We start from the raw sequence: 22,041 nt of genomic DNA on the forward strand, positions 1-22,041 counted from the left end.
GCTGGCTGCGTACGGCGCTACTCGTCCCATCAATGCCTTTCGCTGCTCCCCCGAGCTCTCGGCTCCTCCCCGGCCTTCGGTCGGGAGGTGTCCCCAGAGCAGGGGGTGCCCCCACAGTGTACGGGGCCGCGCCGACGGCGGCCGACCGAATTTTCGGCGCCGCGGGGGCCGCGGTAGGCGGGCGGGTGCCGTCCCGGGACCGCCGCGCCGCCGGGATGACCCGAATGGCCAGCGGCCGGGTGCCCGCCCGCCGGGCGGATTACCGGGCGGACAGCGGGGCACAACCGAGGCAGACCGGACCTCCGGGCCGGGTGGCAGGACCTGATGAGGCGGTGCGTCCCGTTGCCGCGTGCTCTGCGGCGATTTATCGTTCCCGACACGATTCGCGAACAAAGTCACATATGTGAAGGGGTCGCGGCCATGGTGGCGAAAAAGACCGCCGCGGAGAAGAGGACGACGCCTGCCGACGAGGCCGTCGCGAAGCAGCCTGCGCCGAGGCACGACGCACCGAAGAAGGCCGCTCCGAAGAAGGCCGCCGCCAAGAAGACGGCGGCCGGCACGACCACGACCGGGAAGGCCGCGGCCGCGAAGACCACGGCCGGCAGGGCAGCGGCGAAGAAGACCGCGAAGAAGGCTCCGGCCAAGAAGGCCGCGGTGCCCGCGAGGAAGACGGGAGCCCACACGGTGGCGAAGAAGACGGCGGCCGCGACGGCCGGGGCGCACGGCGAGGACGCGGTGCCGACCGCCCGGACGGCCGCGGCACCGGAGGAGCTGGCGGTCCGGCCCGGCGAGGACCCCTGGACGTCCGCCGAGGTCGACGAGGCACGCACCGCCCTGATGGAGGAGACGGTGCGGCTGCGGCTGGAGATCACCACGGCCGAGGACGCCATCGCGGGCCTGATGCGGGACTCCGGTGACGGCGCCGGTGACGACGAGGCCGACACCGGCACCAAGAACATCACCCGCGAGCACGAGCTGGCGCTCGCCTCCAACGCCCGCGAGATGCTCCACCAGACCGAACGGGCCCTCAGCCGGCTGGACGCGGGCACCTACGGGCTGTGCGAGAACTGCGGCAAACCGATCGGCAAGGCGCGGATGCAGGCATTCCCCCGGGCGACGCTGTGTGTGGAGTGCAAGCAGCAGCAGGAGCGCCGCTGAGGCCGGTCCGCGGAACAGGCCGTCGCGGGCGGCACCCGTACCGCCCGCCGCCGTACGTGTGTGCCGTACTCTCGTGGTTCAGCCAGGCACGGCCTGGCCGTGGACACGACGGGCTGAGGGACTCACACGTGGCAGAGGCGGAGCGCATCACCGGTACGCCGGAACCCGAGCCGGGCTCCGGGACGGACCCCGTAGCGGGGGCCGAAGGGGGAGGGCCGGCGGAGCCGGAGCAGGGCGCCGCCCGCGGCAAGCGGCGGATCGCCGCGCTGCTGGTGGTCGCGGTCCTGGTCTACCTCCTCGACCTGGGCAGCAAGCTCCTCGTCGTCGAGAAGCTGGAGCACCACGAGCCCATCGAGGTCATCGGGACGCTGCTGCAGTTCAGCGTGATCCGCAACCGCGGGGCCGCGTTCGGCATCGGCGAGGCGCTGACGATCTTCCTGACGATCATCGCGGCGGCCGTGATCGCGGTGATCGCCCGGATCGCCCGCAAGCTCTACAGCCTGCCCTGGGCGCTCGCCCTCGGCCTGCTGCTCGGCGGCGCCTTCGGCAACCTCACCGACCGGATCTTCCGCTCGCCGGGGGTCTTCGAGGGCGGGGTGGTCGACTTCATCGCCCCCGCGCACTTCGCGGTCTTCAACCTCGCCGACTCCGCGATCGTCTGCGGCGGCATCCTGATCGTGATCCTCTCCTTCCGCGGGCTCGACCCCGACGGCACGGTCCACAAGGACTGACGGGGCGTCGGGCGCCGGCCCCCGACCGCCGGGCAGGGCACCACGGCGTAACTGCCATACTCGTGGGGTGAGCACCATTCCCGAGATCCGCACCCTGCCCGTACCGGACGGCCTGGAGGGCGAGCGCGTCGACGCCGCGCTGGCCCGGATGTTCGGCTTCTCCCGTACGAAGGCGGCCGAGCTGGCCGCCGCCGGAAAGGTCCGGGTCGACGGGTCCGAGGTGATGAAGTCCGAGCGGGTGCACGGCGGTGCCTGGCTGGAAGTCGAGATGCCGCAGGCCGCGCCGCCCGTGGAGATCGTCGCCGAGCCCGTCGAGGGCATGGAGATCGTCCATGACGACGACGACATCGTCGTGATCGTCAAGCCGGTCGGCGTCGCCGCGCACCCCAGCCCCGGCTGGACGGGCACGACCGTCATCGGCGGGCTGGCCGCGGCCGGCTACCGCATCTCCACCTCCGGCGCCGCCGAGCGCCAGGGCATCGTGCACCGCCTGGACGTCGGCACCTCCGGCCTGATGGTCGTCGCCAAGTCCGAGCGGGCGTACACGTCCCTGAAGCGGCAGTTCAAGGAGCGCGTCCCGGACAAGCGCTACCACGCCCTGGTGCAGGGCCACCCGGACCCGATGAGCGGCACCATCGACGCGCCCATCGGCCGGCATCCGCAGCACGACTACAAGTGGGCGGTCACCGCCGAGGGCAAGGCGTCGGTCACGCACTACGACCTGATCGAGGCATTCCGCGCGGCCAGCCTGCTCGACATCAAGCTGGAGACCGGGCGCACCCACCAGATCCGGGTGCACATGGCCGCCCACCGCCACCCCTGCGTCGGTGACCTGACCTACGGCGCGGACCCCACCCTCGCCAAGCGGCTGGGCGTCGGCCGGCAGTGGCTGCACGCGGTCCGGCTGGGCTTCGAGCACCCCTCCGACGGCCGCTGGGTCGAGTTCGAGAGCGCCTACCCGGACGATCTGCAGCAGGCCCTGGACACCGTGCGGGACGACAGCAACTGACGCGGCGCATCGCGCGGGAGCGGTCACGGCGGCAACCGCCGGTGGCGTGGCACGCTGGGGACGGCAAGTGATCGAATCCGACCCCGGAGCGTAGCCACCGTGGACCAGCTGGCTCTGATCTTCGTCCTGCTGCTCGGAGCCGTGGTCATGGTTCCGGTCGGCGACCGGCTGGGACTTCCGTCACCGGTGCTGATGACCCTCGCCGGCGCGGTCCTGGCACTGCTGCCGTTCGTGCCCAACGTCGAGGTGCCGCCCGAGTTCATCCTGCCGGTGGTGCTGCCGCCGCTGCTCTACGCGGCCGTGCAGCGCACCTCCTGGCGGCAGTTCACCGCCAACCTCCGGCCGATCTTCCTGCTCGCCGTGGCACTGGTCTTCGCGACCACCGCCGCGGTCGCCGCCGTCGCCCAGGCGGTGGTGCCCGGGCTGCCGGTGGCCGCCGCGGTGGTGCTCGGCGCGCTGGTCGCCCCGCCCGACCCGGTGGCCGCGACCGCCGTCGCCGGCAAGCTCGGGCTGCCCCGCCGGATGGTCTCGATCCTGGAGGGCGAGGGGCTGTTCAACGACGTCACCGCCATCGTGCTGTACCACGTCGCGCTCACCGCGGCGGTCAGCGGCACCTTCTCGGTGCCCGCCGCGGTCGGCTCGCTGGTGCTCTCCGCGGTGGTCGCCATGGCGGTCGGCCTGCTGCTGGGCTGGGTCACCAACAAGCTGATGGGGCTGCTCGGTGACCCGACGCTGCAGATCGGCCTGACGCTGCTGGTGCCGTTCGTCGCGTACGTCCTGGCGGAGAACTTCCGGGGCTCCGGTGTGCTCGCGGTGCTGACCTGCGCGCTGTTCCTGGCCGAGTACGCGGTCGATCCGGACGACGTGATGGGGCGGCTGGCCGGCTACACCTTCTGGGAGGTCGTCGACACCCTCGTCACCGGTGTCGCTTTCGGGCTGATCGGTCTGGAGCTGCACAACATCTTCGGGGCGGCGTCGCACCGCTGGGGCCAGCTGCTCGGCGCCGGCGCCGCCGTCGTCGGGGTGGTCGTCGGCGTCCGCCTGCTGTGGCTGCTGCCGGCCGCCTGGCTGGCCAAGCGGATGCACAAGCTCCGGGACTACGACGAGGAGATCCCGATGAGCTGGCGGGAGACGCTCATCATGTGGTGGTCGGGGATGCGCGGGGTGGCCTCGGTGGCCCTGGCCCTGGCCATTCCGTACTCGATCGACGGGGGCAACGACTTCCCGGCCCGCGACGACATCCTCTTCATCGCCTTCGCGGTGGTGCTCAGCACCCTCCTCGTCCAGGGCCTCACGCTGCCCTGGCTGGTGCGCACACTGCGGGTACGGGCCGACACCGACGCCGTCGACGCGCTGGAGCGGGAGCTGGCACTGCGGGTGATCAAGGCGTCCAAGGGGCGGCTGAAGGAGATCCTGGCGGTCGAGGAGCTGCCGGACGAGGTCAGCGAGCAGCTGGCGCGGCGCGCGCACGACATCGGTGCCCGGATCGCGCCGGAGATCGTCGACGACGAGCGCCGGGAACTCTTCGAGAAGCGGATCTCCCGGCTCAAGAAGGTGCAGCGCATCCAGAACGAGATGCTCTCCGCCGCCCGGCACGAGGTGCTGGCGGCGCGCAGCGAGCCCGGGGTGGACCCGGAGGTCGTGGACCGGGTGCTGCGCCATCTGGACGTGCGCAGCCTGCGGGGGGTGCCGTAGCCCTCCCGGGCCGCCCGGCCGACCCGGCCGCCCGGGCCTGCCGGGCGGCGCGGCCGGGTCAGCGCTCCGGCAGCTCCCCGACCCGGTCCAGCGGCGCCGGTGCGGTGCTGATCCGCGGCAGCGCGTAGGGGTGCTCGGTCCGCAGCCATTCGAGCAGCTGCTCGCGGACCGTGCAGCGCACCGTCCATATGGCGTCCGAGTCCCGGGCGGTGACCAGCGCCCGCACCACGACCGTGGTGGGCGTGGTGTCGGTGACCACCAGGCTCCAGGACCTGGCGTCCCACTCCGGGCACTCCTGGAGGATCTCCAGCAGCCGCTGCCGCATCTTCTCCACCGGCGCGCTGTGATCGAGGTGGAACAGCACCGTGCCGGTCATCTGGGCCCCGCCGCGCGACCAGTTCTCGAACGGCTTGCCGGTGAAGTACGACACCGGCATGGTGATCCGCCGCTCGTCCCACGTCCGCACGGTCAGGAACGTCAGGGTGATCTCCTCGACGGTGCCCCATTCGCCGTCCACCACGACGGTGTCGCCGATGCGGACCATGTCGCCGAAGGCGATCTGCAGCCCGGCGAAGAGGTTGCCGAGGGTGGACTGGGCGGCGATACCGGCGACGATGCCCAGCAGCCCGGCGGACGCCAGCACGGACGTGCCGAACGCCTGCATCGCCGGGAACGTCAGCAGCATCGAGGCCGCCGCGACGACGATCACCACGGCCGTGACCACCCGCTGGATCAGCGTGACCTGGGTGCGCACGCGCCGCACCCGTGCGATGTCCCGGGCGCCCGCCGCGTAGCGCGAGTACGACGACTCGACGATCGCCGCCGCCGCGCGCACCACCAGCCAGGCGGTGGCCGCGATCAGCACCAGCGTCAGCACCTGGCCGATGCCCGCCGCGTGCTCCTTCGCGGCCGCCAGCCCGGTCTGGTCGTACGAGCCGCGCAGCAGCGCCGCGCAGAGGACACCCTGCAGCGGTATCCGGCAGCGGCGCAGCAGCCCCCACAGCGGGGTCTCCGGGTGGGCGGTGTCGATCCTGCGCAGCGCCCGGTCTGCGAGCCAGACCAGGACGAGGGTGAGCAGGATCGAGCCGCCGATGACGGCGATCGGTCGCAGCACGTCCTCCACGGACACGGGAATCCTCCTCGGGGTGGGATGCACTCTGGTGTGCTGGTACCCGGTCCCACCGACCGTAACTGGCACGATGGGTCACAACGAACCGATCCAGGGAGTGATGCAGTGCCGGCCTCCGCCGAGCCCGCGACCAGCGGGCCCTTGACGATTGTGCTGTTCCATTCGGTGTGCGGGCTGCGCCCCGCGGTGCACGCCGCGGCGGACCGGCTGCGCGCCGCGGGACACGAGGTGATCGTCCCCGACCTGTTCGACGGCCGGACCGCCGGATCGGTGCCGGACGGCATCCTGATCAAGGACGAGATCGGCAAGGAGGAACTGCTCAAGCGCGCCATCACGGCCGTCGCGCCGTACTCCGACCGCGGGGTGGTCTACGCCGGTTTCTCCTTCGGCGGCTCGGTCGCCCAGACCCTCGCGCTGGGCGACGAGAAGACCCGCGGGCTGCTCCTGCTGCACGGCACCTCCGACATCGCCGAGGGCGCGGTCGCCGAGGACCTGCCGGTGCAGCTGCACGTCGCCGACCCGGACCCGTACGAGCCGCACGACTGGCTGAACGCCTGGTACCTGCAGATGCGCCGGGCCGGCGCGGACGTAGAGGTGTTCCGCTACGCCGGCGCCGGCCATCTCTTCACCGACCCGGACCTGCCGGACCACGACGCCGAGGCGGCGGAGAGCGCCTGGAAGGTGGCCCTGGGATTCCTGGCCGATCTGTGAGCTGCTAGACGACCGGCCCGTCCGCCCGCTCCACCTGCCGGCTGCCGGTCAGGGTGCGGTACGAGCGCAGGTGCTTGCTGGTGGCGGCGGGGTCGGTCTTGTCCGAGACGGCGAAGTAGTCCATCTGGGTGCGCGCGGCGGTGACGTCCAGGACGCCGTAGCCGTGCGAGTCCATGTCCAGCCACTTCACGTGCCGGTTGGCGGCCCGGATGGCGGCGACGCCGACCAGCGAGACCGTGTGCGGGGCGACGTGCAGGAAGTCGTCCACGTTGTCGGAGGTGACGGAGGTGACCACGAACTCCGTCGCCACCGGCCGGGTGGCCGGGTAGGTCGCCGCCTCCAGGGGCACGTCGTTGGCCCAGGCCATGTGGATGTCGCCGGTCAGGAAGACGGTGTTGTCGATGCCGCGGTCGCTGAGGTGACCGAGCAGCTCGCGGCGGTCGTCGGTGTAGCCGTCCCACTGGTCGGTGTTGATCGCCAGGCCCTCCTTGGGGACGCCGAGGATCTCGGCGAGCGGGCCGAGCAGGTGCGCGGGCACCGAGCCGAACGCCACCTGCGAGATCATCACCGAGGTGCCGACCAGCCGCCAGGCGGTGTCGGAGCGCTCCAGGCCGGCCTTGAGCCAGTCCAGCTGGGCCCGGCCGGTGATCGTCCGGCTCGGGTCGTCGACCGCGCCGCTGCCCGGCTTCGCCTGCTCGTCGCGGAACGACCGCAGGTCCAGCAGGTGCAGATCGGCCAGGGTGCCGAAGCGCAGCCGGCGGTAGGTGGTGCCGGCGATCGACGGGCGCACCGGCATCCACTCGAAGTACGCCTGCTTGGCCGCTGCCATCCGCGCGGACCAGGGGCCCTCGGTGTCCGGGGTGTGGTTGACCGCGCCGCCCTTCCAGGCGTTGTCGGCGAACTCGTGGTCGTCCCAGATGGCGATGACCGGGTGGGTGGCGTGCATGGCCAGCGCGTCCGGGTCGGCCTTGTGGGCGCCGTGCCGGACGCGGTAGTCGGCGAGGGTGAGCAGCTCGTGGGCGGGGGAGTGCGGGCGGACCACGTACTTGAAGTCCGGGTACTCGCCCGACTTGTACTCGTAGAGGTAGTCGCCGAGGTGCAGCACCGCGTCCAGCTCGGTACGGGCGGCCAGGTGACGGTATGCCGAGAAGTAGCCGGACTCCCAGTTGGCGCAGGAGACCACGCCGAAGCGGACGTTGCCGGCCGCGGTGTCGTGCGCGGGGGCGGTGCGGGTGCGGCCGACGGGGGAGTGCCCGCCGCCGGCGGTGAAGCGGTAGTAGTAGGTGGTGGCCGGGCGCAGGCCGCGGACGTCGGCCTTGACGGTGTGGTCGCGGTCCGCGGCGGTGGTCACCCTGCCGTGTGCGACGACGGTGGTGAAGCCCTTGTCGCTCGCCACCTCCCACGCGACCTCGGTGGCCGGTCCGCGGCCGGAGCCCGGGGTGGCCGACGGCGTGGGGGTGACCCGGGTCCACAGCAGGACGCCGTCCGGGAGGGGGTCACCGGAGGCGACCCCGTGCTGGAAGAACTGGCCCTGTTCCGCGGCCTGTTGGGCGTGCGCGGCGGTGGCGCCGGCGAACGGCAGGAGGGCGGCGGTGGCGGCTACGGCCGTAACGGCGGAGCGGCGTGATATCTGGTCATGAGCGGTCACGGGCGCTCACCTTACTGGCCGGTAGGACGTCAACGGGAGGGCGATTCCCGGGATTTCCGAGAATTCGCCCTCTCGTCCCCGTGCCGTAAGGGTGCCGGGCCCGCTCTCGCGGGCCGGCCGCTCAGTGACCGCCCGTCGGGTCCTTCTCGCCCTCGCGGATGCCCTTCCCGCCGCCGGAGCCCTTGCCGGCCCCCGTGCCCTTCGCCGGGCCGAACTCCTTGTCGATCATCTTCTTGAAGTTGGCCAGCGCGAGCTGGTTGTACTGCGCCTGCGTCATCTGACGCTGCGGGATCTGGTCCATCACCAGCTTCTTGTCGCCGTGCATGAACGTCGGCGTGCCCTTGACGCCCTTGCGGCCGAAGAGCGCGGTCATGTCCATCGTCCAGCGGTCGTAGGTGCCCTTCTTGACCGCCGTCTCGAACGCCTTGTTGTTCTTCAGCTCCGGCACGTCCGCGGCGACCTTGAGCAGCTCGGAGTCCTTGGCGTAGAGGTCCTCGCGCTCATCGGGGTGGTACTTGGTGGAGTACAGCGCGGTCTTGAACTTCAAGAACGCCTCCGGGCTGACGTTCAGCGCGGCACCGAGCGCGCTCAGCGCGTTCTTCGAGCCCTCGCCGCCCTGCATGCCGTCGATGAACGAGTACATCGTGTAACGGACCTTGTAGCGGCCGTCCTTGATGTCCTTCAGCAGCGCCGGGCCGCTGCTCTGCTCGAACGCGGCACACGCCGGGCAGCGGACGTCCTCGAAGACCTCCAGCGTCTGGGTGGCCTTCGGGTCACCTATCAGGATCTCGGTGTGGTCCTTGCCCTGGGTGTGCGCCGGTGCGACCTGCGGGGCCTCCTTGGCGGCCTCCCAGCCGGTCGGCTCGTTGGCCTTCATCACGGCGAAGCCGATGCCGCCGGCCACGGCCAGCACGCCGACGACCGAGACCGCCACGACGAGCTGGCGGCGCATCCGGTCCTTCTTCTTCTGGCGCTCGCGCTCGGCCCGGATGCGTTCGCGGGCCGCGGTCTTGCTCGCCTGGCTGTTACGGGTGCTCATGGGGGGTCCCCTCAAGGGTCTGACGGCTCGTACGGACTGGTCAGGCGGCGGCCGTACGGGGAGGGCCGCGGCGCCGTACGCAGTGCACGAGGAGGGGGAGCGGGCGGGCCGGCGGCAGCGGGCGCAGCGGGCGGATCCGCCGGCGGGGCGGGAGGGCCGCGGCGCCGGCCACCGCCACCGCGGTCAGCAGGGGCCGGAAGGTGGCGGTCGCGGCGGTGCGCAGCAGGGCGTCCAGCGCGGCGTCGCCGCGGTGCAGCCAGCCGGCGGCGAGCAGCCCCACCGCGAGGTGCGCGGCGAGCAGCAGCCAGGGGGCCGCGGCCGGCGGCAGCGGAACGGCCGGCCGGCCGGGCGCCCCGGCCAGCGGGGTGCCCAACTCGCCGCCCCGGCACAGCAGATGCACCCCGACCGAGCGCAGCGGGCCGGCGAGCGGGCCGCCGGCCGGGCCGTAGCAGGTGTGCTGCCCGGCGGTGAAGACGGTGTCCGCGGCCAGCTCCAGCGGTACCAGCAGCGCGGCGACGGCACGGTAGCCGCGCCGCCGGCCGGTCAGCGCGTAGGCCGCGGCGAACACCCCGGCGCAGACCGCGACGACCGTCGCGGGCGGCAACGGGGTGTGCGACAGCAGGACATGGGAGGTCGCGGACAGCGTGGTGCACAGCGCGGTGAACAGCGCCGCCCGCGCCACCCTGAGTTCCGCCCACGGCGCGGCCCCCGGGCGCGCTCCCCTCGCCTGCATGGGCGGGAGTCTGCCATGTGCACGACGGCAGCCCGGGTCAAGATTTGGCATCGGCCGGCGTGCGGTCCGCACGCCGGCCGGGGGTCACGGCTGTGACCGGGTCACTTCTTCAGCTCCTTGTCGACCATGGAGTTGAACGTGGGCACGGTCGACGGGGCCACCTTGCCCTGGGCGCTGTCCGTGCCGATCACGGTGTCGTTGACCTTCAGCGTCGGGGTGCTGGCGACTTCCTTGTGCCCGTTGAACTCGGTGGACATCTCCAGCGCCCACCGGTCGAACGTGCCGCCCTTGACGTCCTTCTGGAAGGCCGCGTTGCCCTTGAGCGCCGGCACGGTGTCGGCGACCTTGATCAGGTAGCTGTCGTCGGCGAACTTGTCCGGACCGGTCTCGTCCGGGTGGTACGTCTTGGAGTACAGCGCGTACTTGTACTTCAGGAAGGCGTCCGGGCTGACGTTGAGCGCGGCGCCCATCGCGGACAGCGCGTTCTTGGAGCCGGTGCCCTTGAGGTTGGTGTCGAGGAACGTGCCCAGGTGGTAGGTGGCCTTGTACCGGCCGTCCTTGATGTCCTTCTCGACGGTCGCGCCGACGTTCTGCTCGAAGTTGGCGCAGCCGGGGCAGCGCGGGTCCTCGAAGAGGCTGAGGGTGTTCTTGGCGTCCGGCTTGCCGATCACGACGGTGGTGCCGTTGGCGCCGGAGGTGTTGGCCGGCTTGACGAGCTTGGCCTTGGCGGCCTTCGCCCAGACCTGGCTGCCGCCCGCGCTGTCGGCGGCGGTGCCGCCCGAGTCGCCGCCGCCCGAGTTCGTGACCGCTACCCCGATACCACCGGCTATGGCCAGGACGGCGACGATCGCACCGCCGACGATCAGCTGCCGGCGGACCTTCTCCTTCTTCGCCTGCCGTGCACGCTCCGCGCGCAGCCGCTCGCGGGCTGCCTGCTTGTTGGCCTGGTTGTTGCGGTTGCTCATGACTGTTCCTGCTCCGTGAAGATCCGTGGGACATCGGGATGTGGTGTGCGTGCCGTCGAAGGCGTACGCGCGCCGCGCGGCCGGACCGGAGAGCCGGTGGTTACGCGGCGAGCGCGCAGGGCGGCCCGCGGCGCACGACACAGTGCACGAGCAGGGGAGCGGTGCGGGCCGGGTGCCCGGTCCGCACCGGGGCCGGCGCCGGGCGGCGGGGTGCCGCGGTGGCGCCGATGACCGCGACCGCGATCAGCAGCGGGCGGAAGGCGAAGCCGGCCACCGCGCCCAGCAGCTGGGCCAGCGCGGCCTCGCCGCGGCGCAGCCAGCCGGCCGCCAGCAGTCCGACGGCCAGGTGGGCCGCGAGCAGCAGCAGCCAGACCGTGCCGGTCGCGTCGGGCGCGGCGGCGTCCTCGGACAGCCGGGCCAGCGGGCCGCCGACCGCCCCGCCGCCGCACAGCAGGTCCACGCCCAGCGAGCGCAGCGGCCCGGCGACCGGCCCGCCCGCCCCGCCGTAACAGGTGTGCTGCCCGATGCTGAAGACCAGGTCGGCGGCGAGTTCCACGGGCACCAGCAGCGCCGCGATCCGCCAGAAGCCGCGCTCGCGGCCGGCCAGCGCGTAGGCGAGCGCAAAGACGGCCGCGGACAGCGCGGCGACGGTGGCCGGCGGCAGCGGCATACGGGACAGCAGCACATGGGATGCCGCGGACAGCGTCACGCACAGCGCCGTGAAGAGCGCCGCGCGCAGTGCCCGCAGATGTGCCGCCGAGATGTCCATTGCTGCCGAGTGTGCCATGGGCCGGGGTAAGCGGCGCCTAAGGGGGCGCGAACCCGTACGGACCGGGAATTCCGGCCGTCGCGGGGCCCGCCCGCCCGGGGCGTCGCCCCCGTCCGGTGCCCTACAGGCCGGGGATCCGGCCGTTGCGGAAGAGGTCCACGAAGATCTGGTGGTCGGCGCGGGCCCGGGCGCCGTAGGAGTGCGCGAAGTCCACCAGCAGCGGCGCGAAGCCCTCCTCGTCGGCGGCGATGGCCGCGTCGATGGCCCGCTCGGTCGAGAAGGGCACCAGGGAGTGGCCGCTCTCGTCGTCGGCCGCGGCGTGCATCGTGGCCGTCGCCCGCCCCAGGTCGGCGACGACGGCGGAGATCTCCTCCGGGTCGTCGATGTCCGACCAGTCCAGGTCGACCGCGTACGGCGAGATCTCGGCGACCAGCTGGCCGGCGCCGTCCAGCTCGGTCCAGCCCAGCCACGGGTCGGCGTGGTCCTGCAGCGCCCGCTGGGAGATGACCGTGCGGTGGCCCTCGTGCTGGAAGTAACCGCGCACCGCGGGATCGGTGATGTGCCGGGAGACCGCCGGGGTCTGCGCCTGCTTCATGTAGATCACCACGTCGTTCTCCAGGGCGTCGCTGTTGCCCTCGAGCAGGATGTTGTACGACGGCAGGCCGGCCGAGCCGATGCCGATGCCGCGCCGGCCCACCACGTCCTTGACCCGGTAGGAGTCCGGGCGGGTCAGGCTCGACTCCGGCAGCGTCTCCAGATAGCCGTCGAAGGCGGCGAGCACCTTGTAGCGGGTCGCCGCGTCCAGCTCGACGCTGCCGCCGCCGTCCGCGAAGCGCCGCTCGAAGTCACGGATCTCGGTCATCGAGTCCAGCAGCGCGAACCGGGTCAGCGAACGGGCGTCGCGCAGCGCGCCCAGCAGCGGGCCCTCGGCGGTGTCCAGGGTGAAGGGCGGCAGCTCGTCCCCGTCGGAGGCCCGGGTCATGGACGCCAGGGCGTGGATCCGCTCCCGGTAGGCGGCGGCGTAGGTCCGCACCAGGTCGGTGATCTGCTTGTCGCTGAGCGCCTTGGCGTAGCCGATCAGCGCGACGGAGGCGGCGAACCGCTTCAGGTCCCAGGTGAAGGGGCCGACGTACGCCTCGTCGAAGTCGTTGACGTTGAAGATCAGCCGGCCCGTGGCGTCCATGTACGTACCGAAGTTCTCGGCGTGCAGATCGCCGTGGATCCACACCCGGCCGGTCCGCTCGTCCAGGTACGGGCCGCTGTCCTTGTCGCCGGCGGTCTCCTGGTCGCGGTAGAAGAGGCAGGCCGTGCCCCGGTAGAAGGCGAAGGCGGAGGCGGCCATCTTCCGGAACTTGACACGGAAGGCCGCGGGGTCGGCGGCGAGCAGCTCTCCGAAGGCGGTGTCGAAGACGGCGAGGATCTCCTCGCCGCGCTGCGCGGCGTCCTGCGCCGGGGCGTGCTGGGACGGCATCGCTGGGTGCCTCCTGAAGTGCGTGAAAGGTACGGAGAGCCGGGCGGATCCGGGTCGCGGATCTGCTCCTGACAACGGGCGAGGCTACTCGTGAGTGCCCCGCGATTGTCAGTGGGGAGTCGTAGACTTCGACACCGTTCCACCATCCGTCCTCTGGAGGTCCCGCACCGTGGCCAAGCCGCCGTTCACGCATCTGCATGTCCACACCCAGTACTCGCTGCTGGACGGTGCGGCGCGGCTGTCGGACATGTTCAAGGCGGCCAACGAGATGGGCATGACGCACATCGCGATGTCCGACCACGGCAACCTCCACGGCGCCTACGACTTCTTCCACTCGGCGCAGAAGGCCGGGGTCACGCCGATCATCGGGATCGAGGCGTACGTGGCGCCCGAGTCGCGGCGCAACAAGCGCAAGATCCAGTGGGGCCAGCCGCACCAGAAGCGCGACGACGTCTCCGGTTCCGGTGGCTACACGCACAAGACGATCTGGGCGGCGAACAAGACCGGTCTGCACAACCTCTTCCGGCTGTCCTCCGACGCGTACGCCGAGGGCTGGCTCCAGAAGTGGCCCCGGATGGACAAGGAGACCATCGCCCAGTGGTCGGAGGGCCTGATCGCCTCCACCGGCTGCCCGTCCGGTGAGCTGCAGACCCGGCTGCGGCTGGGCCAGTACGAGGAGGCGCGCAAGGCCGCCGGCGAGTACCAGGACATCTTCGGCAAGGACCGGTACTTCCTGGAGCTGATGGACCACGGCATCGAGATCGAGCGCCGGGTCCGCGACGACCTGCTGAAGATCGGCAAGGAACTGGGCATCCCGCCGCTGGTGACCAACGACTCGCACTACACCTACGCGCACGAGTCGACGGCGCACGACGCGCTGCTGTGCATCCAGACCGGCAAGAACCTCTCCGACCCCGACCGCTTCCGGTTCGACGGCACGGGCTACTACCTGAAGTCCACGGAGGAGATGTACGCCATCGACTCCTCGGACGCCTGGCAGGAGGGCTGCGCCAACACCCGGCTCGTCGCCGACCAGATCGACATCACCGGGATGTTCGAGAAGCGCGACCTGATGCCCAAGTTCGACATCCCGGAGGGCTTCACCGAGGTCACCTGGTTCCAGGAGGAGGTGCGGCGCGGCATGCAGCGCCGCTTCCCCGCCGGCGTCCCCGAGGACCGCCAGAAGCAGGCCGAGTACGAGATGGACGTCATCATCCAGATGGGGTTCCCGGGCTACTTCCTCGTCGTCGCCGACTTCATCATGTGGGCCAAGAACAACGGCATCGCGGTCGGCCCCGGCCGTGGCTCCGCGGCCGGTTCGATCGTGGCGTACGCCATGGGCATCACCGACCTCGACCCGATCGAGCACGGGCTGATCTTCGAGCGGTTCCTCAACCCCGAGCGCGTGTCCATGCCCGATGTCGACATCGACTTCGACGAGCGCCGGCGCGTCGAGGTCATCCGGTACGTCACGGAGAAGTACGGCGCCGACAAGGTCGCCATGATCGGCACCTACGGCAAGATCAAGGCGAAGAACGCCATCAAGGACTCCGCGCGCGTCCTGGGCTACCCGTACGCGATGGGCGACCGGCTCACCAAGGCCATGCCCGCCGACGTCCTCGGCAAGGGCATCGACCTCGACGGCATCACCAACCCCAGCCACCCGCGCTACAGCGAGGCGGGCGAGATCCGGGGGATGTACGAGAACGAACCCGACGTCAAGAAGGTCATCGACACCGCCAAGGGCGTCGAGGGCCTGGTGCGGCAGATGGGTGTGCACGCGGCCGGCGTGATCATGTCCAGCGAGCCCATCGTCGACCACGCCCCGGTCTGGGTCAGGCACACCGACAACGTCACCATCACGCAGTGGGACTACCCCCAGTGCGAGTCGCTGGGCCTGCTGAAGATGGACTTCCTGGGCCTGCGCAACCTCACCATCATGGACGACGCCGTCAAGATGGTGAAGAAGAACAAGGGCGTCGAGCTGGAACTGCTCTCCGTCCCGCTGGACGACCCCAAGACGTACGAGATGCTCTGCCGCGGTGACACGCTCGGCGTGTTCCAGTTCGACGGCGGCCCGATGCGCTCGCTGCTGCGGCTGATGAAGCCCGACAACTTCGAGGACATTTCCGCCGTCTCGGCCCTGTACCGCCCGGGCCCGATGGGCATGGACTCGCACACCAACTACGCGCTGCGCAAGAACGGCCTCCAGGAGATCACCCCGATCCACCCGGAGCTGGAGGAGCCCCTCAAGGAGGTCCTCGGCCTCACCTACGGCCTGATCGTCTACCAGGAGCAGGTGCAGAAGGCCGCCCAGATCATCGCCGGGTACTCCCTCGGCGAGGCCGACATCCTCCGCCGCGTCATGGGCAAGAAGAAGCCCGAGGAACTGGCGAAGAACTTCGTGCTCTTCCAGGAGGGCGCGAAGAAGAAGGGCTTCTCCGACCAGGCCATCCAGGCGCTGTGGGACGTCCTGGTCCCGTTCGCCGGCTACGCCTTCAACAAGGCGCACTCCTCCGCGTACGGCCTGGTCACGTACTGGACCGCCTACCTCAAGGCCAACTACCCGGCCGAGTACATGTCCGCGCTGCTGACCTCCGTGCGCGACGACAAGGACAAGTCGGCGGTCTATCTGAACGAGTGCCGGCGCATGGGCATCAAGGTGCTCCCGCCGAACGTCAACGAGTCCGAGGCCAACTTCGCGGCCCAGGGCGACGACGTGATCCTCTTCGGCCTCACCGCGGTCCGCAACGTCGGCCAGAACGTGGTCGACTCGATCATCCGCTGCCGCAAGGCCAAGGGGAAGTACTCCTCCTTCCCCGACTACCTCGACAAGGTCGACGCGGTCGTCTGCAACAAGCGCACCACCGAATCGCTGATCAAGGCCGGCGCGTTCGACGAGATGGGCCACACCCGCAAGGGCCTGACGGCGCACTACGAACCGATGATCGACAACGTCGTCCAGGTCAAGCGCAAGGAGGCCGAGGGGCAGTTCGACCTCTTCGGCGGCATGGGCGACGACAGTGCGGACGAGGGCCCCGGCTTCGGTCTGGACGTGGAGTTCTCCGACATCGAGTGGGACAAGACCTACCTCCTCGCCCAGGAGCGGGAGATGCTCGGCCTCTACGTCTCCGACCACCCGCTCTTCGGGCTGGAGCACGTGCTGTCCGACAAGGCGGACGCCGCCATCGCCCAGCTCACCGGCGGCGACTACTCCGACGGCTCGATCGTCACCATCGGCGGCATCATCTCCGGCCTCCAGCGGAAGATGACCAAGCAGGGCAACGCCTGGGCCATCGCCACCGTCGAGGACCTGGCCGGCTCCATCGACTGCATGTTCTTCCCGGCGACCTACCAGCTGGTGTCCACCCAACTCGTCGAGGACACCGTGGTGTTCGTCAAGGGCCGCCTCGACAAGCGCGAGGACATCCCGCGGCTGGTCGCCATGGAGATGATGGTTCCCGACCTCTCGGAGGCCGGCACCAACGCCCCGGTGACGATCACCATTCCGACGGTGAAGGTCACCCCGCCGATGGTCGAGAAGCTCGGTGAGGTGCTCAGCAGCCACCGCGGTTCGACGGAGGTGCGGATCAAGCTCCAGGGAGCGCGCAAGACCACCGTGCTGCGGCTGGACCGGCACCGGGTCACGCCCGACCCGTCCCTGTTCGGCGATCTCAAGGTGCTGCTCGGCCCGTCCTGCCTGGCGGGCTGACGCCGGAGCGAGTTACCCCGAGGGGCGCGTCCACCGTGGACGCGCCCCTCAACTTCGTTGCGCCGTATGTCAGTTGTGACCGAAGCGCCGTTCGCGGTTCTTGCGGGCGAGGTCGCCGGGGGTGGCTCCGGTGGACCGTGCCTGGGCTTCCATGGCCGACTTGTGGGCGTCCTGCTGGCCGCGCTCGGCCGCGGACGCCTTCGGCTGACTTCGGTTCTGCTTCTTGTCCTTGGCCATGACCGTTGCCTCCTGAGGGGGAATCTGGGATCGGGGCCGGGACCAGACTTACACGCCGGACAGAAGCCTGCATTTCGGGCAATTACCCTGCGTGATACGGCCGATCACACGCTGTACCCGGGATCCCCGCCGAATCCGCCACGCCGATGATCGAGTTCGGACAGATAACGCCCGTACGGTCGGGCAGACTCCAGGAGAACTCGTGCCACGGGCCGAGCCGGGGGGCGACCGGACTTCAGCACCTCAGGAAGAGGGTGGAACGTGGATCGCTGTGTCGTCCTCGTGGACGCCGGGTATTTGCTCGGCGCCGCCGCGAGCCTGCTCGCCGGAGAGCCCGCCCGTTCCCGGATCACGGTCGATCACGCCGCCCTCATCCAGGGCCTGCGCCAGCGCGCCGAGGCGGACACCGAACGTCCGCTGCTGCGCATCTACTGGTTCGACGGCGCCCCGGACCGCGTCCCCCAGCCCGAGCACCGCCGGCTGCGGGTGATGCCCCGGGTCACCGTCCGGCTGGGCGCTCTGACCCGCAGCGACGGCCGCTGGGCGCAGAAGGGCGTGGACGCCGCGATGCACGCCGAGCTGACCGAGCTCGCCCGCAACCGCGCCTGCTCCGACATCGTCCTGGTGACCGGCGACGGCGATCTGCTGCCGGGCCTGATGTCGGCGAAGGAGCACGGCGTCGCCGTCCACCTGTGGGCCGTCCAGGCCGCCGACGGCGACTACAACCAGTCCGAGGACCTGGTCGCCGAGGCCGATGAGCGCCGGGTGCTCGACCGCAGCTGGATCACCCGCGCGGTGCGCGCCAAGGAGCTCGGCGGGCCCTGCGCCTCGCCGCCCGCGCCCCGCCCCGAGATCGCCGCGATCCTCTCCGCGCCGCTGCCCGAGTCCGCGGTGGCGGCCGCCGCGGCCGCGGCGGCCTCCTCCTCCGGTGGCCCGGAGTCCGGCGCCCGCGGCCATGAGGGCAACGGCGCGGTCAACGGGACCGGGCACGCCGCGGCCGCCGACGGTGTCCGGGCGGACGGCGCCGAGCCGGGCGCCCCCGCCGGGAAGGGCGTCCCCACCCCCAAGGACCTCGCCGGACTCGGCCGGGACCGCGCCGCCGGCCAGGGCGCGGCCGGCAACGGCGCCCAGCCCGCGGCCGGCGCCACCCTGCGCTGGTCCTCCGACAAGGGCTGGGTCGAGCGCGGCGGCCCGCTCGGCGAGCCCGCCGAGACCGCCGGCTTGCCCACCCTCGCCCAGCTCACCAGTGCCGAGCAGCGCTGGGCCGACCGCGAGGAGGACATCACCGCGGTCGGCGGCGACCCCTTCGAGGTCGGCCAGGTCTTCGCCCGCCGCTGGACCGAGCGGCTCTCCGACCCGGTCCACCTCCAGCAGCTGTCGACCGAGTACCCGCGCATCCCGCACCGCATCGACGGTGAACTGCTGCGCTACGCCGCCCGGTTCGGGCTGCTCGCCCACAAGGACGACCAGATCGACGAGCACGACCGCTACGCGATCCGGGCCGGGTTCTGGCGCGAGGTCGATCTGCGGACGGCCGCCGAGCACGCCCCGGCCGGCGACTGACGGCCGCCCGCCGCCCCGATTGCGGCTCGCCCCCGGGTGCCCCGAGGGCCGGGGACGGCCCGGGGACGCGTACCCTCGTAGCTCGTGAGGACGGGCGCAACACAGGCGGAGCGCGGCGGGCCGGTGTGCGCCGTGCGGGACCTGGTCAAGACGTACCCCGCGATGCGCGGGCGCCGCGGTGCGGCACAGGCGCCCGCCGTACGGGCCAACGACGGCATCACGCTGGACGTACACCGCGGCGAGATCTTCGGGCTGCTCGGCCCCAACGGCGCCGGCAAGTCCACCCTGGTCCGGCAGCTGACCGGGCTGCTGCGCCCGGATTCCGGCAGCATCGCCGTACTGGGCCACGACCTGGTGCGCCACCCGGAGCGGGCCGCCCGGCTGCTCGGCTACCTGGGGCAGGAGTCCACCGCCCTGGACGAGATGACGGTCGCCCTCGCCGTGGAGACCACCGGCCGGCTGCGCGGCCTGGCCGCCCGGGCGGCGCGCGCCGAGCGGGACGCGGTGGTCGAGGAGCTGGGCCTCACCGACCTCGCGGGCCGGGCACTGAAGAAGCTGTCCGGCGGGCAGCGGCGGCTGGCCTGCGTCGCCACCGCGCTGATCGGTGAGCGTCCGCTGCTGGTGCTGGACGAGCCCACCACCGGCATGGACCCGGTCGCGCGGCGCGCCGTGTGGGCGGCGGTGGACCGGCGCCGGGCGGAGCGCGGTGCGACGGTGGTGCTGGTGACCCACAACGTGCTGGAGGCCGAGAGCGTGCTCGACCGGGTCGCGGTGATCGACCGCGGCCGGGTGATCGCCTGTGACACGCCCGGCGGCCTGAAGGACAGGGTGAGCGACGAGGTCCGGCTGGAGCTGGTCTGGCGCGACCGCCCGCCGCTGGACGTCCCCGAGGTCGCCGCGCTGGAACCGGCCGCCCGGGTCTCCGGCCGCCGCTGGACCCTGCGCCTGCCCGCCGACCGGGCCCGCGCCGCCGTCGCCGCGGTCACCGCGGGCCCCGCCTTCGCGGCCCTCGACGACTTCACCCTGGCCACGCCGAGCCTGGAGGACGTCTACCTGGCGCTGGGCGGGCGGGGCGAGGGACTGGTGAAGGCGTGAGCGGGCGCGGTGACCGGCCGGGGGTCCGGGGGTTGCTTCCCGGGGGCAGGGGGCCTGGCGCTGGGCGGGCGCGGCGAGGGACTGGTGAAGGCGTGAGCGGGGGCGGTGGCCGGCTGAACGCGGGCGGGGGCCGGGGACGTATCGCACATCGGGGACGGAAAGAGGAAGGCCGGGTGGCAGCGTGAGTGTCGTTTCCGCGCAGGCGGTGGCCGGGGCGTCCCCGGGTGCCGGGGCGTGGCCCGAGGACGGGGCCGCCCCGCTGGCACCGCGCGCCCGCTTCGGCCCGGCGCTCGGCGCCGTCTACCGCGCCCAGCTCTCCCGGGCCCGGGTGGCCCGCATCCCGCTGCTGTTCGTCGCCACCTTCCAGTCCATCGGGATCATGGTCCTGCTGCGCGGGGTCGTGGACGGCGGTGACCCGGCGCGGTCCGTCGTCTCCGGCTCCAGCGTCCTGGTCGTCGCCTTCGTGGCGCTCAACCTGCTCGCCCAGTACTTCGGCCAGCTGCGGGCCGGCGGCGGACTCGACCACTACGCGACGCTGCCCGTGCCGCCGGCCGCCGTGGTGCTCGGCGCGGCCGGCGCGTACGCCTCCTTCACCGTGCCCGGGACGATCGTCACCGCCGTCACCGGCTGTGTGCTCTTCCAGCTGCCGATGGCCAACCTCTGGGTGCTGGCGGCCGTCCTCCCGCTCGCCGGAGCCGCGCTGGCCGGTCTGGGCGCGGCCCTCGGACTGCTCGCCCCGCGCCCCGAACTCGCCACGCTCTGCGGCCAGTTGGGCATGTCGGCGGCGCTGCTGCTGGGCGTGCTGCCGGCCGCGCGGATGCCCGCGGTGGTGGGCTGGGCGCGCGATCTGCTGCCGTCGACCTACGGCGTGGAGGCGCTGGCCCGCAGCTTCGACCCGCACCCGGACTGGGCCGCCGTCGCCGCCGACCTGGGTGTCTGCGCGGCCGTCGGCGTGCTCTCGCTGGCCGTCGCGACCTGGGCCTACCGGCGGGCGGCCGCCCGATGAGCGCCGCCGCCACCCCGAACGGGCGTCCTGCTTCCGGTCGCCCCGGTTCCACCTGGCACGATGACGGGGTGACCGCACCGCTGACGCCCCCCGACAACCAACCGCCCGAAGAGCCGCAGCACCCCGAGGCCGCGCCCACGGGCCACGGCAGCGCCGCCGAGCACGGCGGTCTGCTCGGCCCCGAAGCGGGCCGGGAGCTGCGTGAGGCCGCGCTGATCGCGCTCGGGGTCGCGGTGAGCGGCGTCCTGCTGGGTGTGCTGTGGAACTGGCTCGCCCCGCACGTCCCGCTGATCGCGGACACCCGCAACGTCTACCTCAAGAACACCGAGGGCGAGGAGGCGATCGGCGCCGACGGCACCTTCGTCCTGCTGTCGCTGGGCTTCGGCGTCCTCACCACGGCGGCGGTCTTCCTGTTCCGCCGGCGCGGCGGGATCCCGCTGGTCGTGGCGCTCGTCCTGGGCGGACTGCTCGGCGCGGCGCTGGGCTGGCTGACCGGGATGTGGCTGGGCCCCACCGCGGACGTGGTCGCGCACGCCAAGCAGGCCGGCCCCGGCGTGACCTTCGACGGTCCGCTGCGCCTCCAGGCCAAGGGGGCGCTGCTGGCCTGGCCGATCGCCGCGATGCTGACGCAGCTGGCGCTGACCGGGCTGTTCGGCCCGCGTGACCCGGAGCCGGAGGTTCCGGACTGGTCCGGCCACGACGACGGCCGGTACGACGCCGAAGCCCGCCCCGACGGCCCCCACGGGCAGGAACCGCCGCCCGCGGGCTGAGCGACGCCGCGCCCCGACCGTACGGGGCACCTCCGGGGCGGCCGCCCCGCGCCGGGCGGCCCCGCACGGCGCGCGAGGGCCGCTCAGGGCCGGGCGATGGGCGCCAGCCGCGCCCCCGTCAGCGCCACCAGGTCCGCCGGCGACAGCTCGACCTCCAGCCCGCGCCGCCCCGCCGAGACGCACACCGTCGGCCGGCCCTCGGCCGAGGCGTCCACCACCGTCGGCAGCCGCTTGCGCTGCCCGAGCGGTGAGATGCCGCCGCGGACGTAGCCCGTGCTGCGCTCGGCCGCCGCCGGATCGGCCATCGCGGCGCGCTTGCCGCCCACCGCGGCCGCCAGCGCCTTGAGGTCCAGGGACCCGGACACCGGCACCACCGCGACCGTCAGGGCCCCGTCGACGTCGGCCAGCAAGGTCTTGAAGACCTGGTCGGGCGAGACGCCGAGCGCCTCGGCGGCCTCCTCGCCGTACGAGGCGGCGGCCGGGTCGTGCTCGTAGGAGTGGGTGGTGAAGCGGACGCCCGCCTCGGTGAGGGCGACCGTCGCGGGGGTGCCGACGGACTTCCTGGACTTCTTCGCCAACGTCTTCGTGCCTCGCGTCAGG

Annotated in this window: 19 protein-coding genes; 10 read left to right on the forward strand and 9 right to left on the reverse strand. The window is 72.2% G+C overall.

Annotated features, from left to right (window positions below):
• Positions 1-420: 420 nt before the first annotated feature.
• The 4 genes from SL103_RS35835 (at position 421) to SL103_RS08920 (ending at position 4,593) form a co-directional block, all read left to right on the forward strand.
• On the forward strand, positions 421-1,158 hold the full coding sequence (locus SL103_RS35835; protein WP_079145647.1) for a TraR/DksA family transcriptional regulator: 738 nt from the start codon (positions 421-423) through the stop codon (positions 1,156-1,158).
• Positions 1,159-1,286: 128 nt separating this feature from the next.
• Positions 1,287-1,889, forward strand: a complete 603-nt coding sequence (gene lspA, locus SL103_RS08910; protein WP_069568193.1) for a signal peptidase II — start codon at positions 1,287-1,289, stop codon at positions 1,887-1,889.
• 67 nt (positions 1,890-1,956) lie between these two features.
• A complete protein-coding gene (locus SL103_RS08915) occupies positions 1,957-2,898 on the forward strand; it encodes an RluA family pseudouridine synthase (RefSeq protein WP_069568194.1) in 942 nt (313 codons plus the stop codon).
• A gap of 99 nt (positions 2,899-2,997) precedes the next feature.
• Positions 2,998-4,593: a Na+/H+ antiporter gene (locus SL103_RS08920; protein ID WP_069568195.1), complete on the forward strand. Its 1,596-nt coding sequence runs from the start codon at positions 2,998-3,000 to the stop codon at positions 4,591-4,593.
• A gap of 58 nt (positions 4,594-4,651) precedes the next feature.
• On the opposite strand, the gene SL103_RS08925 is transcribed toward SL103_RS08920, so the two are convergent.
• Entirely contained in the window at positions 4,652-5,716 is a 1,065-nt protein-coding gene (locus SL103_RS08925; RefSeq protein WP_069573548.1) for a mechanosensitive ion channel family protein, read from the reverse strand.
• A gap of 111 nt (positions 5,717-5,827) precedes the next feature.
• On the opposite strand from SL103_RS08925, the gene SL103_RS08930 reads away from it, so the two are divergent.
• Positions 5,828-6,433 carry a dienelactone hydrolase family protein gene (locus SL103_RS08930; protein WP_069568196.1) on the forward strand — a complete coding sequence of 202 codons (606 nt, stop codon included), beginning with the start codon at positions 5,828-5,830 and terminating at the stop codon, positions 6,431-6,433.
• Between the two features lie 4 nt (positions 6,434-6,437).
• On the opposite strand, the gene SL103_RS08935 is transcribed toward SL103_RS08930, so the two are convergent.
• From SL103_RS08935 to SL103_RS08960, 6 genes are all read right to left on the reverse strand, one after another.
• Complete coding sequence (locus SL103_RS08935) at positions 6,438-8,081, reverse strand: alkaline phosphatase D family protein (RefSeq protein ID WP_069568197.1); 1,644 nt, start codon at positions 8,079-8,081, stop codon at positions 6,438-6,440.
• 121 nt (positions 8,082-8,202) lie between these two features.
• On the reverse strand, positions 8,203-9,120 hold the full coding sequence (locus tag SL103_RS08940) for a thioredoxin domain-containing protein (protein WP_069568198.1): 918 nt from the start codon (positions 9,118-9,120) through the stop codon (positions 8,203-8,205).
• A gap of 40 nt (positions 9,121-9,160) precedes the next feature.
• Positions 9,161-9,853 carry a hypothetical protein gene (locus SL103_RS08945; RefSeq protein WP_069568199.1) on the reverse strand — a complete coding sequence of 231 codons (693 nt, stop codon included), beginning with the start codon at positions 9,851-9,853 and terminating at the stop codon, positions 9,161-9,163.
• A 101-nt stretch (positions 9,854-9,954) separates the two neighbouring features.
• The gene (locus tag SL103_RS08950) at positions 9,955-10,818 is read right to left on the reverse strand and encodes a thioredoxin domain-containing protein (RefSeq protein WP_069568200.1); all 864 of its coding nucleotides are present in this window, start codon (positions 10,816-10,818) and stop codon (positions 9,955-9,957) included.
• 100 nt (positions 10,819-10,918) lie between these two features.
• Complete coding sequence (locus tag SL103_RS08955) at positions 10,919-11,587, reverse strand: hypothetical protein (RefSeq protein ID WP_069568201.1); 669 nt, start codon at positions 11,585-11,587, stop codon at positions 10,919-10,921.
• A 121-nt stretch (positions 11,588-11,708) separates the two neighbouring features.
• Entirely contained in the window at positions 11,709-13,058 is a 1,350-nt protein-coding gene (locus tag SL103_RS08960) for a DUF2252 domain-containing protein (protein WP_069568202.1), read from the reverse strand.
• A gap of 169 nt (positions 13,059-13,227) precedes the next feature.
• Between SL103_RS08960 and dnaE the strand changes: the two genes are divergently transcribed.
• Entirely contained in the window at positions 13,228-16,770 is a 3,543-nt protein-coding gene (gene dnaE, locus SL103_RS08965; RefSeq protein WP_069568203.1) for a DNA polymerase III subunit alpha, read from the forward strand.
• 69 nt (positions 16,771-16,839) lie between these two features.
• Here the strand turns inward: dnaE and SL103_RS37705 are convergent, their stop codons facing one another.
• Positions 16,840-17,007, reverse strand: a complete 168-nt coding sequence (locus SL103_RS37705; protein ID WP_164492774.1) for a hypothetical protein — start codon at positions 17,005-17,007, stop codon at positions 16,840-16,842.
• 261 nt (positions 17,008-17,268) lie between these two features.
• Here SL103_RS37705 and SL103_RS08970 point away from each other — a divergent pair, with 261 nt between their 5' ends.
• From SL103_RS08970 to SL103_RS08985, 4 genes are all read left to right on the forward strand, one after another.
• Positions 17,269-18,570, forward strand: a complete 1,302-nt coding sequence (locus SL103_RS08970; RefSeq protein ID WP_069568204.1) for an NYN domain-containing protein — start codon at positions 17,269-17,271, stop codon at positions 18,568-18,570.
• Between the two features lie 123 nt (positions 18,571-18,693).
• The gene (locus SL103_RS08975) at positions 18,694-19,665 is read left to right on the forward strand and encodes an ABC transporter ATP-binding protein (protein WP_069568205.1); all 972 of its coding nucleotides are present in this window, start codon (positions 18,694-18,696) and stop codon (positions 19,663-19,665) included.
• Between the two features lie 181 nt (positions 19,666-19,846).
• Positions 19,847-20,671, forward strand: a complete 825-nt coding sequence (locus SL103_RS08980; protein ID WP_099055395.1) for an ABC transporter permease — start codon at positions 19,847-19,849, stop codon at positions 20,669-20,671.
• A 68-nt stretch (positions 20,672-20,739) separates the two neighbouring features.
• Positions 20,740-21,441: an ABC transporter permease gene (locus SL103_RS08985; RefSeq protein WP_244303877.1), complete on the forward strand. Its 702-nt coding sequence runs from the start codon at positions 20,740-20,742 to the stop codon at positions 21,439-21,441.
• An 83-nt stretch (positions 21,442-21,524) separates the two neighbouring features.
• Here SL103_RS08985 and ybaK read toward each other — a convergent pair whose 3' ends face one another.
• Positions 21,525-22,019, reverse strand: a complete 495-nt coding sequence (gene ybaK, locus SL103_RS08990; protein ID WP_069568207.1) for a Cys-tRNA(Pro) deacylase — start codon at positions 22,017-22,019, stop codon at positions 21,525-21,527.
• Positions 22,020-22,041 lie beyond the last annotated feature (22 nt).

This window comes from Streptomyces lydicus (assembly GCF_001729485.1).
In the GTDB taxonomy this organism is placed as follows: domain Bacteria; phylum Actinomycetota; class Actinomycetes; order Streptomycetales; family Streptomycetaceae; genus Streptomyces; species Streptomyces lydicus_D.

What these genes read in the sequence shown, in the direction of transcription:
- SL103_RS08955 (WP_069568201.1), bottom strand. Translation starts at nt 11,587, where the DNA reads ATGGACATCTCGGCGGCACATCTGCGGGCACTGCGCGCGGCGCTCTTC.
- SL103_RS08950 (WP_069568200.1), bottom strand. Translation starts at nt 10,818, where the DNA reads ATGAGCAACCGCAACAACCAGGCCAACAAGCAGGCAGCCCGCGAGCGG.
- SL103_RS08940 (WP_069568198.1), bottom strand. Translation starts at nt 9,120, where the DNA reads ATGAGCACCCGTAACAGCCAGGCGAGCAAGACCGCGGCCCGCGAACGC.
- SL103_RS35835 (WP_079145647.1), top strand. Translation starts at nt 421, where the DNA reads ATGGTGGCGAAAAAGACCGCCGCGGAGAAGAGGACGACGCCTGCCGAC.
- SL103_RS08960 (WP_069568202.1), bottom strand. Translation starts at nt 13,058, where the DNA reads ATGCCGTCCCAGCACGCCCCGGCGCAGGACGCCGCGCAGCGCGGCGAG.
- SL103_RS37705 (WP_164492774.1), bottom strand. Translation starts at nt 17,007, where the DNA reads ATGGCCAAGGACAAGAAGCAGAACCGAAGTCAGCCGAAGGCGTCCGCG.
- SL103_RS08945 (WP_069568199.1), bottom strand. Translation starts at nt 9,853, where the DNA reads ATGCAGGCGAGGGGAGCGCGCCCGGGGGCCGCGCCGTGGGCGGAACTC.